Genomic DNA, 13025 nt, shown 5'->3' with positions numbered 1-13025 from the left:
GAAATTCGGCTGTCCGACCAATCCCCGAAAGGGAATCCCCAAGGCCGGACAAGCAGCTCTTCCGCCAGCTTACTCTCTCACTACCATCCCTTTGATCCGTCAACAAAATGGCTGCCCCGTGGCACCCTCAACATATGGTTAATATTTCGCTCGTTGTGGCCCGGCGGCCACGGGGGTGCTTGGCATCTGCCGTGCCGGTGGCCCATAGTGTCGGAAGTCCAGTGAATCGCCGTTCAGCTCCCGTGCTTGGCCGGGACCGTTGGGAGGCGAAAAGTCCCATGTTTTGGAGGAGTTACTTATGTCCGATGCCATCAAGGTCGGCTTCGTCCCGTTGTCTGCCGCCCCCCGTGGCATCCTGGTCGTGTTCTGCGACGAGGGCCTGAAGTTAGGCCCGGCGACGGCCAAGGCGCTCGGCGGGGCGACGGATCTGGTGAAGCGGGCCGCTTCCGCCGCCGGCTTCAAGGGCAAAAGCGGTGCCGCGCTCGACATCCTGGCGCCGGAGGGGGTGAAGGCCACCCGTCTGGTGGTGATCGGCGCAGGCAAGGCGGCGAGCCTGAAGGCCAATGACCTCCTCAAATTCGGCGGCGTGGCGGCAAGCAAGCTCTCTGCCGACGCCGCCGCCATGACCATCATGGCGGAACTGCCCGATGGCGCTATGACAAGCGAGCAGGCGGTTGCGATCGCCTCGGGCCTGCGCCTGCGGGCCTACAAGTTCGACCGCTACAAGACCAGGAAGAAGGACGGCGAGGAGGGCGGCTTGCGCGCCGACATCTCGCTCGCGGTGGGCGATGCCGCTGCAGCAAAGAAGGCGTTTGTGGCGGCCGGCCACGTCGTCGACGGCGTGATCATCGCGCGCGACCTCGTCAACGAGCCGCCGAATGTGCTATTCCCCGAGGAGTTCGCGCGCCGCGCTGGTCAGCTCCGCAAGCTCGGCGTCAAGGTCGAGGTGCTCGACGTCAAGGCGATGCATAAGCTCGGCATGGGCGCGCTGCTCGGCGTCGGCCAGGGCTCGGCGCGGCCGAGCCGCACCGTGATCATGCGCTGGGACGGCGGCAAGAAGGGCGATGCGCCGGTCGCCTTCGTGGGCAAGGGCGTTTGCTTCGACACCGGCGGCATCTCGATCAAGCCGGCCGGCAGCATGGAAGACATGAAGGGCGACATGGGCGGGGCCGCCTGCGTCGTCGGCCTGATGCATGCGCTGGCGGCGCGCAAGGCGAAGGTCAATGTGGTCGGCGCCATCGGCCTCGTCGAGAACATGCCCGACGGCAACGCGCAGCGCCCGGGCGACATCGTCACCTCGATGTCGGGCCAGACCATCGAGATCATCAACACCGACGCCGAGGGGCGCCTCGTGCTGGCCGACGTGCTCTGGTACGTCGCCAAGAAGACCAAGCCGAAATTCATGGTGGACCTTGCGACGTTGACCGGCGCGATCATGGTCGCGCTCGGCACCGAGCATGCCGGCATGTTCTCCAACAATGACGAACTCGCCGAACGCCTGCATGCTGCCGGCATCGAGAGCGGCGAGAAGGTCTGGCGCATGCCGCTCGGCCCCGAATACGACAAGCTGATCGATTCCCAGTTCGCCGACATGAAGAACACCGGCGGCCGTCACGGCGGTTCGATCACCGCGGCGCAGTTCCTCCAGCGCTTCGTCGACGGTGTGCCCTGGGCGCATCTCGACATCGCCGGGACTGCCATGGGCGCGCCGAAGACCGACATCAACCAGAGCTGGGGCAGCGGCTACGGCGTCCGCCTGCTGGATCGCCTGGTGGCAGATCACTACGAGCGCAAATGACCGAAGTCCTGTTCTACCATCTGCAAAACATGACGGTGGAGAACGTGTTGCCGCCGCTTCTCGAGAAATCGCTCGAGCGCGGCTGGCGCGTCGTGGTGCAGTCGACCTCGGAGGAGCGCGCCGATGCGCTCGACGCGCATTTATGGACCTATCGCGACGATTCCTTCCTGCCGCACGCGACCTGGCGCGTGAACGATGCCGCCGATCAGCCGATCGTGCTAGCGATCGAGGAGGGCAACCCGAATGGCGCCAATGTCCGCTTCCTGATCGACAACGCCGCGCTGCCGCAGGACGCGCAGGGCTACGAGCGCATGGTGCTGCTGTTCAACGGCGACGACCCGGATGCGCTGGCTTTGGCCCGCAGCGCCTGGACGGATTGCAAGGCGCGGGGATTTGATGTCACTTATTGGCAGGCCGACGAACGGGGCCGGTGGCAACGCCGGAATTAGCGTCGATCGCAATTAATGATAATTTGCACTTTTCGGGTGATGCTGGCCTTTGTCACCTTCGTGCCGCAAAGTGATGTTGGGACAATCGCTTAGGGCTGGTCCTTCACGCGGGGAATTTAGTTTATCGTGCGACATCAAAAGCTTCCCAAGTCGCTCATAGTTGCGTTGGCCGCCGTCGCACCGCTCATTGCGGGCTGTTCGGGCGGGACCGATCTGCTGTCGAAGGATGCCGAGTGGTTCCAGAAACCTGGCCGCCTCTTCATCAAGAGCATCTCGATCGAATCGCCGCCGCTGACCCCCGACAAACCGGTGACCGCAGAGGACCTGGTCAGCGCCGACGGCGCCTGTCCCGGCATGGCGCCCACTCCGGGCCCAACTGACGCCAATGCATCGACGACGGCACCGGCACCATCGGGCGGCACCGTCGCGCTCGGCCATACTGAATGCGACGTGGTGCGCGGCATCGGCGCGCCCTCGACCGTCAATCTATCGAGCGATGCTGCCGGCCGCCGCGTCGCCGTGGTCACGTGGGCCACCGGACCGCGTGCAGGCATCTACACCTTCACGTCCGGTCGCCTGTCCTCAATCGAGGGCAATCCCGAGCCGCAGGTCGTGCCGAAGGCGACCAAGCCGAAGCCGAAGAAGAAGGCGGCGTAGGTGTTTGGCTCGCGATCAAGTCGCGTCCCAACACCTAGCGCAGCACGATAATGATGCTGCGGTATTGAGCCGGAGCCACAGCTTGTGGTGCGATGGGGCTCGTCTCTTTCGCAGCAGCGCGCCCGACAATGCTCAGCCCTGACTGCTGTTTTTCTCGATGTGGCGCCAGAACGCCTCTGCGGCTTGGGCGAGGCGAAGCTTCGGCCGGAACACGTGGATTTCGATCGGCACGTACCATTCCGGCCCGCCTGCTGCGACGATCTCGCCTGAGGCGAGCGGAGCGCTGATCAAGCTTTCGGGCAGCCACGCCATGCCCCGGCCGGCCTGGACCATGGTCACCAGCAGCTTCGCCAAATGAGACGTGAAAGTCGTACGCAGATGAATGTCGCGCGGCGATTTCGCGCGCACGGCTTCAAGGATTCGGCCCATGCCGGACTCGGGACGGAAGCTCAGGAACGGGACCGGCGCGGCCTGGGTACCCGGGAGCTTGTAAAGCGGCTTGCGGCTCCGGGCTGATGCCGGCACCGATGCCGGAATGAGCCTGTCGTCGCCGACATGCAGCGAGCGAAAATGCGACGGCGCCAGCGCCGTCGCCGCCGCCGGGTGAAAATGGCAGAGCAGAAAATGTGCGTCGCCGGCCAGCAATATGCGTTCACAGGCTTCCATGTGATTGGCGACGAGCTGCACGTTCGGAACGAACGAGAGCTTGGTCTCGATGCCGCGCAGCCAATCAGGAAAGAAGGTCAGCGACAGCGCGTTGGTCGATGCGAATTTCAGCACGTCGGAGGCGCCGCGGGCCCGTTCCTGAGCGTCGAGCCGGCCGGCGGCGAGCCGGCGCAGGACGTCCTCGGCGATCTCGCGAAAGCCTTCCCCTGCGGGCGTGAGATTGACGCTATGTGTCGTGCGCTCCAGCAGCGGTGCGCCCGTCCAGACTTCGAGCGCCTGGATCCTGCGGCTCAGCGCCGGCTGCGAGCAATTGCGCTGTTCGGCCGCGCGCGAGAAGCTGCGCGTGGTCGCCACCGCGATGAAATCGTGCAGCCAATTAATCTCCATGACATCGCCTCCGGCCAGCTCCGCATCGCTTATGCATGCTCTGCATAACGATATCAGAACACGACATTGGATTTCCAGTGCCGCGGGCGGCACCTTGAGCAAAGAGTTCTCCCGGAGGAAAGCGCGATGGCCGCGCGCACGCTTTACGACAAGCTGGTCGACGCCCATGTCGTCCGCAATCTCGATGATCGCGGTCTCGTGCTGCTCTATGTCGACCGCACGGTGCTCAACGAATATACCAGTCCGCAAGCCTTCGCCGGCTTGCGCGCGGCCGGACGCAAGGTCTGGAATCCGAAGGCGGCGTTGATGGTGGTTGACCACGTCAATCCCACGTCCGCCCGGCGCACCCGCGCGATGCCCGATGGCGCGGCGGCACGGCAGGTCGACTATTTCGCCGAGAACGCCCGGGATTTCGGCATCGAATATTTCGACATCCTCGATCCGCGCCAGGGCATCGAGCATGTCGTCGCCCCCGAGCAGGGACTGGTCATGCCGGGCATGGTGATCGCGGCCGGCGACAGCCACAGCACGGCCTATGGAGCGTTCGGTGCACTCGGCTACGGTATCGGGACGTCCGACATCGAGCATTATCTCGCGACCTCGACGGTCCGCTATCGCCGGCTCAAGACGATGCGCGTGCAGTTGACCGGCCGTACGCCGCTCGGCCTCACCTCCAAGGACATCGTCATGGAGGTGATCCGGCGGATCGGTGCCGACGGCGCCGCCGGATACGCGGTGGAGTTCAGTGGTCCCATCGTCTCGGACATGAGCGTCGAGAGCCGGATCGTGATGTCGATCATGATCGTCGAGGCGGGCGCGCGTGGTGTCGTGATCGCGCCGGATCAGAAAGTGCTGGACTATCTGGAAGGCCGTCCGCGCTCGCCGAAGGGCGAGATGTGGGAGCGGGCGGCCAGGAGCTGGCTGGCACTGGCCTCGGATCCCGATGCCCGGTTCGACCGCGAGGTCACGCTCGACGTATCCGAGGCGGCACCCTTGGTGACCTGGGGCACGAGTCCCGACCAGGCGATCGCGGTCACCGACAGTGTGCCTGATCCCGTGGGTGGGCCCGATCGCAAGGCCGCGGCCACGCGCGCGCTGAGCTATATGGGCCTGACGCCGGGCACGCCCATTCAATCCATACCGATCGACTTCGCCTTCATCGGGTCCTGCACCAATTCGCGCATCGAAGACTTGCGCGATGCAGCCGCAATCTTTCGCGGCCGCAGCGTCGCGGCCGGCGTGCGCGCGATCGTCGTGCCCGGCTCCACCCAGGTCAGAGCGCAGGCCGAGGCGGAGGGGCTTGCAAAGGTGTTCATCGACGCCGGCGTGGAATGGCGCCAATCCGGCTGCTCGATGTGCCTTGCGATGAACGACGACGTGCTGAGGCCTGGAGAGCGCTGCGCCTCCTCGACCAACCGCAACTTCGAAGGCCGCCAGGGACCTGGCGCGCGCACGCATCTGATGAGCCCGGCGATGGTGGCGGCGGCAGCCGTCACCGGGCGCATCACCGACGTTCGCTCGATGCTGGGAGGGCTGCGCCAATGACGCCGTTCGATCAGGTCACGGGCGTGGCCGCGCCGATGATGGCGCCGAACGTCGACACCGACGTCATCATGCCGAAAATGTTCCTCAAGGGCGTGGACCGCAGCGGGCTCGGCGAGGGCGCTTTCAACCTGCTGCGCTTTAGCGGCGGCAAGCCCAATCCGGACTTCGTTCTGAACCAGGACGGCTATCGCGACGCCTGCTTTCTCGTGGTCGGCCCGAATTTCGGCTGCGGCTCGAGCCGCGAGCATGCGGTGTGGGGACTTCAGCAGCTCGGCATCCGCGCACTCATCGGCACCAGCTTTGCCGGCATCTTCAACGACAATTGCGCCAATAACGGTCTGTTGACGATCGCTCTCGAGGCCGGCGTCGTAGTCGGGCTCGCCGCCGTCGTGGCCGACCGCTCGCGCAACGACGTCACGATCGACCTTACGGCGCAGACGATCCAATTCGACCGCGGCCGCCGCGCGATCGTGTTCGACATCGAGCCGGCGAGGAAGGAAGCCTTTCTGACGGGCCGCGATTTCATCGCCTCTACGCTTGTCTTCGCCGACGATATCCGCGCCTTCGAGGCGCGGCATCGCACGGAGAATCCCTGGATCGTCTGACCTGCACGACCTCGCGCGCGGCGCTGATCGCCGCGCCACGAATAAATCAATGACAAACAGCGGAGGGACCCTTGGTAGACACGACATATCGCCCGGCTGAAGCGCCGGAGGCTGCTGCTCCGGTGAAGCTTGCCCGCCTCAAGATCGGTCCGTTGCCCGGCGGCATCTACCTCGCCGCCGCGCTCGTCTGTGCAGCGGCTGTCCATTTCGGCAAGCTGCCGAACGATGTGATCGGCGGTCTATTGGTCCTGATGCTGCTTGGCTTCCTGCTCGGCAAGCTCGGCCAGACCATACCGGTCCTGAAGCAGATCGGCGGCACGGCCATCCTCTGCCTGTTCGTGCCGTCGGCGCTGGTGAGCTACGGTCTGATGCCCGACGCAGCGCTGAAGGCGATCACGACCACGTTCCGCACGGCCAACTTCCAATATTTCTTCATTGCTTGCCTGGTCGCGGGCTCGATCCTGGGGATGCCCTATCGCGTCCTCGTTCAAGGCTTCATTCGCATGTTCGTCCCGCTCCTGGTCGGTACGATCGCGGCGGTCTCGGCGGGGATCGCCATGGGGCTGCTGTTCGGTCACAGCCCGAAGGACACGTTCTTCTTCGTCATCATTCCGATCCTTGGTGGCGGTCTTGCAGAAGGCGTCCTGCCGCTCTCGATCGCCTATGCGGAGATGTTGCAGCGGCCGCAGGCCGAGCTCGTTGCGCAGATGGTGCCGGCGGCTCTTCTCGGCAATGTCGTCGCGATCGTCAGCGCGGGCCTGCTGGCTCGGCTTGGTGAGAAGCGCGGCAATCTCAATGGGAGGGGGATGCTGGTCAGGACGGGAGACGATGACATTCTCGGCGAAGCGCGGCCGGACCAGCCGATCGATCTCGCTTTGCTCGGCGCGGGCATCGTCCTGTCGTCCACGCTGTTCGTGCTCGGAATGGTGCTGGCGCCGGTGACGGGGATTCCCGGTCCGATCATGATGATCATCGCGGCGGTGGCACTGAAGCTGGCCAGGATCCTGCCGGCCGAGATGGAGCTCGGCGCCTATCAAATCAACAAGTTCATGTCGACCAACCTGACCTTCGCCATCCTGGTCGCGATGGGAACGCTGCTGGTGTCGTGGCAGCAACTCGTCGCGTCCTTCAATCCCGGCTACATCATGATCTGCACGGCCGCCGTTCTGGCGATGATCGCGTCGGGATTCTTCGTCGGCAAGTGGCTGAACATGTATCCGGTCGAGGCGGCGATCGTGACCGCGTGCCACTCGGGCCTCGGCGGGACCGGTGATGTCGCCATTCTCGGCGCCGCCGATCGCATGGGCCTGATGGCATTCGCCCAGATCTCCACCCGCGTCGGCGGCGCGATCATGATCGTGATCGCGACGCTGTTGATGAAATCGATGTCTTGATAGAGGCCGCGCCTTCGTTCGCGACAAATATTCCAGGGAGACTCTCATGCGTGACTTCGAACAGGCCCAATCGCACGCCGATCCATCGAAGATCGGGCTGACGCGCCGCCATTTGATGTCGATGGCGCTGACAACGGGTGCCTTCGGTTCGGCAATGCTGGCACCCGAGGCTCTTGCTCAGGAGAATAATGCCGTGAACACGGACCAGATTCAAAAGCTGCTGCCAGGGTTTCGCCAGATGCGCCTCAAGACGAGTGGGGCCGAGATCAATACGCTCGTGAAAGGCGAGGGACCGCCGCTTCTGCTGCTGCACGGACACCCGCAGACAGTCGCGTGCTGGCACAAGGTGGCCCCCACGCTTGCAGAGCGATTCACCGTGGTGCTGGCTGATTTGCGCGGCTACGGCGACTCGAGCAAGCCCGAAGGCGGCAAGGACAGTATCGGATATTCCAAGCGCGAGATGGCGCGGGATCAGGTCGAGGTGATGCGCGCGCTCGGTTTTGACCGCTTCCAGGCGGTGGGCCACGATCGCGGCGGGCGCGTTCTCCATCGCCTCCTGCATGATCACCCGGATGCCGTTTCCAAGGCCGTTCTGCTGGACATCGCGCCGACCGCGACGATGTATGCCAAGGTGAACAAGGAGTTCGCCACGCGTTACATGTGGTGGTTCTTTCTCATTCAGCCGGCGCCGCTCCCGGAAACCTTGATCGGCAACAATCTCGAGTTCTACCTGCAGGCTCATATCAACAAGCAGAACAAGACGCCCGGCGCGATCGACCCGATTGCTTTCGAAGAGTACCGCCGCTGCTACACCCGCGAGACCCTGCATGCGGTGTGCGAGGACTATCGCGCCGCTGCCGGAATCGACCTGATCCACGATGAAGCCGATTCCGACAGCAAGATCGGTTGTCCGCTGCTGGTGCTGTGGGGCGCAAAGGGCGTCGTCGGATCGAGCTACGATGTACTCGATACATGGCGCGCCAAGGCCAACGACGTCCGAGGCGAAAGCCTGCCCTGCGGTCACTATCTGCCGGAAGAAGCGCCGGAACTATTGGTAGAGAAGCTCAACGCTTTTTTCACCTGATCGCAGAGCCGCGGTGGGCGCCGCCAGCCCTGCAAAGCCAATCTCGTTCAATCCTTAACTTGTCGGTATAAAAATACCTGTACTTTGCATGGGGTTGTTTCTCCAGTTTGCTGGTGCGGGGCTCACTGCCGAGGCGTTACCCCGCCGCCTCCTCAAACTGCGTGCTCGCCTCAAGCCATTGTTCCTCCGCGCGCGCCAGCGCGTCGGCGGCATTGGCGCGCGCCTTCGACAGCTGCGCGGCTTGCTTGGGATCGCGGGTGAAAATGTCGGGCAAAGCGAGGGCGGTGTCGATCTTGGCGATGATGTCGCTGACGCGGGCGATCTCGGCCTCGGCTTCGGCGATGCGCCTCCTCAGTGAGCCGCGATTGTCCGGCTTCGGGCGCTGCGGCTTCTCGCTCGCAGCGCTGCGCTCGCGCGGAGAGGCTTCCGCATTGCGCGCGGACAGTACCAGGCGGCGGTACTCGTCGAGATCGCCGTCATAATTGGTCACGGTGCGGTCGGCGACGATCCAGAGCCGGTCGGCGCAGGCCTCGATCAGATAGCGGTCGTGCGAGACCATGATCACCGCGCCGGGGAATTCGTTGATGGCCTCGGCCAGCGCGGCGCGGCTGTCGATGTCGAGATGGTTGGTCGGCTCGTCCAGGATGATCATGTTGGGGCCAAAGAAGGTGGCAAGTCCCAGCAGCAGCCGCGCCTTCTCGCCGCCCGAGAGTTTTCCCACTCTGGTGTCGGCGGCCTTGCCGGAGAAGCCGATCCCGCCGGCGCGTGCCCGCACTTTTGCCTCGGGCGCGTCGCCCATCAGCTTGCGGACGTGGTCGTAGGCCGAGGCGTCCTCGTTCAATTCGTCGAGCTGGTGCTGCGCGAAATAGGCGATCGACAGCTTGTCGGCGCGCGTCACCTTGCCGGAGAATGGCGCGAGCCGCCCGGCGAGCAGCTTGACCAAGGTCGACTTGCCGTTGCCGTTGGCACCAAGCAGCGCGATGCGGTCGTCATTGTCGATGCGGAGCGTCACGCGGCTCAGCACCGGGGTCGCCGGGTCGTAGCCGACAGAGGCGTTGTCTACCGCGATGATCGGCGGCGACAGAATTTTTTCAGGTGCGGGGAAGGTGATCTCGCGGACGTCTTCGGTGACCAGCGCCGTGATCGGCTTCAACCGCTCCAGCATTTTGACACGGGACTGTGCTTGCCGCGCTTTCGAAGCCTTGGCCTTGAAGCGGTCGACGAAGGCTTGCAGGCGGGCGCGTTCGGCTTCCTGGCGCTTGACGGCTTTCGCATCGAGCAGCTCGCGCGCGGCGCGCTGCTCCTCGAACGAGGAATAGCTGCCTTTGTAGAGCGTGAGCTTGCCGCGCTCCAGATGCAGGATCTGGTCGACCGAGCTTTCCAGCAGGTCGCGGTCGTGGCTGATCACGATCACCGTGCGCGGATAATGCGCGAGGTGGTCCTCCAGCCACAGCGTGCCTTCGAGGTCGAGATAGTTGGTGGGCTCGTCGAGCAGCAAGAGGTCAGGGGCGGCGAACAGCGTCGCAGCGAGCGCAACCCGCATGCGCCAGCCGCCGGAGAATTCCGCGCAGGGACGAAGCTGATCGGCGGCGGAGAAGCCGAGACCGGAGAGGATCGCGGCGGCACGTGCGGGCGCCGAATGTGCGTCGATGTCGACGAGCCGGGTCTGAATCTCCGCGATGCGGTGCGGGTCGGTCGCGCATTCGGCCTCGCGCAGCAGCGCGTCGCGCTCGAGATCGGCCTTGAGCACGACCGCGATCAGGCTTTCCGGGCCGTTCGGTGCTTCCTGCGCGAGACTGCCGACACGCCAGCGCGGCGGCAGCGTCACCGAGCCGTGCTCGGCCGCGAACTCGCCACGGATCACCTTGAACAGGGTCGACTTGCCGGTGCCGTTGCGTCCGACCATGCCGACGCGCGATCCGGGCGTGATCTGCACGGAACTCTGGTCAATCAGAAGGCGTCCGGCGAGGCGGATGGAGAGGTCGGTGATGGCAAGCATGCGGCCTTGTCACCGCAAGGCGCCTCGAACGCAACCCGTTTTTCGGTGAGGGCTACGCTTCGCGAATCACATCAGTGCGGATCGCGCTCGCGCCGCCTCAGCTCATCGAGGAGCTGCTCGAGATGCGTCGGCAGCCGAGGGTCGGGGCGGATGCTCTGCTGCAGCCGTTCGCCCACGGCGTCGCAAATCGAGCGGCTGGTGCGCCGGTCGATGTGTTCGCTGTCATTGGCAAAAGGCCCAGCCATTGCGCGGTTCCGTGTGCTCCAGGTAACGACACGGTACCAAGTCATTGCCGCCAAAATAGTTTCGCCGACCGCGGGGCATTCCCGGTATTCTCGTCAAAATTGCATGAACTCGCGCAGTATCGGCGCAGATACAAAGCCCCCGGCGCAGGGGGGAACGCCGGGGCTTCGCTTAGAAGGTACCCTGGGGGAAGGTACCTCGAGAAAGGTGCTGTCGGGCTCAGTAGCAGCGGTTGATCAGCCGCCAGCGCGGTCCCCATGGGGTCGGGACCAGCCGGCGCACATAGCAGCCGCCATAGCCGTAGGCGACGACCGGGGCGCCGACATAGAAGCGCGGTCCACCCCAGCCCCAGCCGTGATGCCAGCCGCCACCGTGCCAGCCCCAGCCGCCATGCCAGTGAGCGGAGGCGGAGGTCGGTGCCAGCGCGGCACCCAGCGCAACCGCGGTGACGGCGGCAAGCGAAAGTTTCCTCAACATGGTGATCTCCTCAAAACTGCCGGCGCGGGGCTATCGCGCCGATGAAAAGGCCGCCGAAACGGTCTGCCCGATGATCGGGCTTTGGTTTCGATAGGCCCAACGTTACGCCTGTGAAGCTGAACCGAACCCTGACGGGGGTTTCAGATTGGGTTCATCTGGGTGAAATTGTTGTAATTCATGTTGGAATAGGAGGCCGGGCGCCTGTGGCGAAGCGCCTGTGGGGGCGCCTTGGGGGTCGCTTGCCGTCCGGCGAAGGCGCCGATATAAGCCCGGCAACTCCGAACCACCGCTTTCTTCTCAAGGACAAGATTATGGCCATCGAACGCACGTTCTCGATCATCAAGCCCGACGCCACCGCGCGTAACCTGACCGGCGCCGTCAACGCCGTGATCGAGAAGGCGGGCCTGCGCATCGTCGCGCAGAAGCGCATCCGCATGACCAAGGAACAGGCCGAGACCTTCTACGCCGTGCACAAGGCGCGCCCGTTCTTCGGCGAACTGGTCGAGTTCATGACCTCGGGCCCGGTGGTCGTCCAGGTGCTGGAAGGCGAGAACGCCGTCGCCAAGTATCGCGACGTGATGGGCGCGACCGATCCGTCCAAGGCGGCCGACGGCACCATCCGCAAGCTCTACGCAAAGTCGATCGGCGAGAACTCGGCGCACGGCTCGGATGCGCCGGAGACCGCCGCGATCGAGATCGCGCAGTTCTTCTCGGGCAACGAGATCGTCGGCTGATCCGTCAGCCAGCCTAAAGCGCGATGAAGGTCATCGCGCTTTAGGCTATTGTTTGAGCATTCGGAAAACCGCTTCGCACTTTTCCGGATCATGCTTTAAGTCGACGGGGAAGGACTGATTGTGAACTGGCTCTGGCAGATCTTCGATCCCGCTACGATCGGGGCATTCTTCACCCAGTTCCGCAACGAGATGTCCGAACCGACCTTCTGGATTGCGCTCGGCAAGATCATCTGGATCAACATCCTGCTCTCCGGCGACAACGCGCTGGTGATTGCGCTCGCCTGCCGCGGCCTCACGCCGCGGCACCGGCTCTGGGGCATGACCCTCGGCGCCGGCGCGGCCGTGCTGCTGCGGATCATCTTCACCGGCATCGTCGCGAGCCTGATGGAGCTGCCGTATCTCAAGCTCGTCGGCGGTCTCGCGCTGATCGTGATTGCGGCAAAACTCTTGGTGCCCGAAAACGAGGACGAGGAGGGCGTCGAGTCCGCCTCGCATCTGTGGCAGGCGGTGCAGATCGTCGTCGTCGCCGACATCGTCATGAGCCTGGATAACGTCATTGCGGTCGCGGCTGCCGCCAATGGCAGCGTGCCGCTGCTGATCCTCGGCCTTGCCATCAGCGTGCCGCTGATCGTCGCCGGTGCGGCGCTGATCATGGCGCTGTTGGCAAAGCTGCCGGTGCTGGTCTGGGCCGGTGCGGCGCTGCTCGGCTGGATCGCGGGCGAGGTGATCGCGACCGACCCAGGCGTCGCGCCGAAGCTGCACACCCTGTTGGACGGCCCGCTGGGCGCCTCGCTGGACAGCATGCTCGCCAGCTTGCATATCCCGCCGCAATTCGCCCATGGCGGGGCAGGCGGCGAATATTTCTGCGCAGCGCTCGGCGTCGTCGTCGTGCTGGTCGTCGGCTCGATCTGGCGCCGGCGCAGTCTCGGCCAGGCCGCACTCGAATCCTCCGAGCGCCACGCCAAGGCGTCGGCGGAATAGTTCTCT

13 protein-coding genes are annotated in these 13025 nt (G+C 64.6%); 9 read left to right on the top strand and 4 right to left on the bottom strand.

Annotation, left to right across the window (positions count from 1 at the left end):
* Window positions 1-298: 298 nt before the first annotated feature.
* The 3 genes from JJB99_RS21680 to JJB99_RS21670 all read left to right on the top strand — a co-directional run bounded on the left by JJB99_RS21680 (window position 299) and on the right by JJB99_RS21670 (window position 2904).
* Window positions 299-1798 (top strand): leucyl aminopeptidase, encoded by a 1500-nt coding sequence (locus tag JJB99_RS21680; protein WP_200494349.1) that lies wholly within the window; start codon window positions 299-301, stop codon window positions 1796-1798.
* A complete protein-coding gene (locus JJB99_RS21675; protein WP_200494348.1) occupies window positions 1795-2247 on the top strand; it encodes a DNA polymerase III subunit chi in 453 nt (150 codons plus the stop codon). The genes JJB99_RS21680 and JJB99_RS21675 overlap by 4 nt, the downstream gene beginning before the upstream one ends.
* Window positions 2248-2412: 165 nt before the next feature.
* The gene (locus JJB99_RS21670) at window positions 2413-2904 is read left to right on the top strand and encodes a hypothetical protein (protein WP_200500243.1); all 492 of its coding nucleotides are present in this window, start codon (window positions 2413-2415) and stop codon (window positions 2902-2904) included.
* Window positions 2905-3036: 132 nt separating this feature from the next.
* Here the strand turns inward: JJB99_RS21670 and JJB99_RS21665 are convergent, their stop codons facing one another.
* The gene (locus tag JJB99_RS21665; protein ID WP_200500242.1) at window positions 3037-3957 is read right to left on the bottom strand and encodes a LysR family transcriptional regulator; all 921 of its coding nucleotides are present in this window, start codon (window positions 3955-3957) and stop codon (window positions 3037-3039) included.
* Between the two features lie 126 nt (window positions 3958-4083).
* On the opposite strand from JJB99_RS21665, the gene leuC reads away from it, so the two are divergent.
* The 4 genes from leuC to JJB99_RS21645 all read left to right on the top strand — a co-directional run bounded on the left by leuC (window position 4084) and on the right by JJB99_RS21645 (window position 8585).
* Complete coding sequence (leuC, locus tag JJB99_RS21660; protein ID WP_200494347.1) at window positions 4084-5502, top strand: 3-isopropylmalate dehydratase large subunit; 1419 nt, start codon at window positions 4084-4086, stop codon at window positions 5500-5502.
* On the top strand, window positions 5499-6107 hold the full coding sequence (gene leuD, locus JJB99_RS21655) for a 3-isopropylmalate dehydratase small subunit (RefSeq protein ID WP_200494346.1): 609 nt from the start codon (window positions 5499-5501) through the stop codon (window positions 6105-6107). Before leuC ends, leuD begins: the two co-directional genes overlap by 4 nt.
* Window positions 6108-6178: 71 nt before the next feature.
* Entirely contained in the window at window positions 6179-7501 is a 1323-nt protein-coding gene (locus JJB99_RS21650) for a 2-hydroxycarboxylate transporter family protein (RefSeq protein ID WP_246774938.1), read from the top strand.
* A 238-nt stretch (window positions 7502-7739) separates the two neighbouring features.
* Window positions 7740-8585, top strand: coding sequence for an alpha/beta fold hydrolase (locus tag JJB99_RS21645; protein WP_200500240.1), 846 nt, complete (start codon window positions 7740-7742; stop codon window positions 8583-8585).
* A 136-nt stretch (window positions 8586-8721) separates the two neighbouring features.
* On the opposite strand, the gene JJB99_RS21640 is transcribed toward JJB99_RS21645, so the two are convergent.
* From JJB99_RS21640 to JJB99_RS21630, 3 genes are all read right to left on the bottom strand, one after another.
* Entirely contained in the window at window positions 8722-10584 is a 1863-nt protein-coding gene (locus JJB99_RS21640; protein WP_200494345.1) for an ABC-F family ATP-binding cassette domain-containing protein, read from the bottom strand.
* 71 nt (window positions 10585-10655) lie between these two features.
* Window positions 10656-10829 (bottom strand): hypothetical protein, encoded by a 174-nt coding sequence (locus JJB99_RS21635; RefSeq protein ID WP_200494344.1) that lies wholly within the window; start codon window positions 10827-10829, stop codon window positions 10656-10658.
* Between the two features lie 217 nt (window positions 10830-11046).
* Window positions 11047-11304 carry a sulfur globule protein precursor gene (locus JJB99_RS21630; RefSeq protein ID WP_200494343.1) on the bottom strand — a complete coding sequence of 86 codons (258 nt, stop codon included), beginning with the start codon at window positions 11302-11304 and terminating at the stop codon, window positions 11047-11049.
* A gap of 311 nt (window positions 11305-11615) precedes the next feature.
* On the opposite strand from JJB99_RS21630, the gene ndk reads away from it, so the two are divergent.
* On the top strand, window positions 11616-12038 hold the full coding sequence (ndk, locus tag JJB99_RS21625) for a nucleoside-diphosphate kinase (protein WP_092294601.1): 423 nt from the start codon (window positions 11616-11618) through the stop codon (window positions 12036-12038).
* 120 nt (window positions 12039-12158) lie between these two features.
* The gene (locus JJB99_RS21620) at window positions 12159-13019 is read left to right on the top strand and encodes a TerC family protein (protein WP_200494342.1); all 861 of its coding nucleotides are present in this window, start codon (window positions 12159-12161) and stop codon (window positions 13017-13019) included.
* The last annotated feature ends 6 nt before the right edge of the window (window positions 13020-13025 follow it).

It is taken from the genome of Bradyrhizobium diazoefficiens (genome assembly GCF_016616235.1).
GTDB classification, from domain to species: Bacteria; Pseudomonadota; Alphaproteobacteria; order Rhizobiales; family Xanthobacteraceae; genus Bradyrhizobium; species Bradyrhizobium diazoefficiens_H.
Note: the sequence above shows the minus strand (reverse complement) of the source record. Positions and strands in the feature narration are given on the sequence as shown.

Coding starts and splice junctions, on each gene's coding strand:
- leuC (WP_200494347.1), top strand. CDS start 4,084: ATGGCCGCGCGCACGCTTTACGACAAGCTGGTCGACGCCCATGTCGTC.
- JJB99_RS21630 (WP_200494343.1), bottom strand. CDS start 11,304: ATGTTGAGGAAACTTTCGCTTGCCGCCGTCACCGCGGTTGCGCTGGGT.
- ndk (WP_092294601.1), top strand. CDS start 11,616: ATGGCCATCGAACGCACGTTCTCGATCATCAAGCCCGACGCCACCGCG.
- JJB99_RS21675 (WP_200494348.1), top strand. CDS start 1,795: ATGACCGAAGTCCTGTTCTACCATCTGCAAAACATGACGGTGGAGAAC.
- JJB99_RS21645 (WP_200500240.1), top strand. CDS start 7,740: ATGCGCCTCAAGACGAGTGGGGCCGAGATCAATACGCTCGTGAAAGGC.
- leuD (WP_200494346.1), top strand. CDS start 5,499: ATGACGCCGTTCGATCAGGTCACGGGCGTGGCCGCGCCGATGATGGCG.
- JJB99_RS21665 (WP_200500242.1), bottom strand. CDS start 3,957: ATGGAGATTAATTGGCTGCACGATTTCATCGCGGTGGCGACCACGCGC.
- JJB99_RS21680 (WP_200494349.1), top strand. CDS start 299: ATGTCCGATGCCATCAAGGTCGGCTTCGTCCCGTTGTCTGCCGCCCCC.
- JJB99_RS21640 (WP_200494345.1), bottom strand. CDS start 10,584: ATGCTTGCCATCACCGACCTCTCCATCCGCCTCGCCGGACGCCTTCTG.
- JJB99_RS21635 (WP_200494344.1), bottom strand. CDS start 10,829: ATGGCTGGGCCTTTTGCCAATGACAGCGAACACATCGACCGGCGCACC.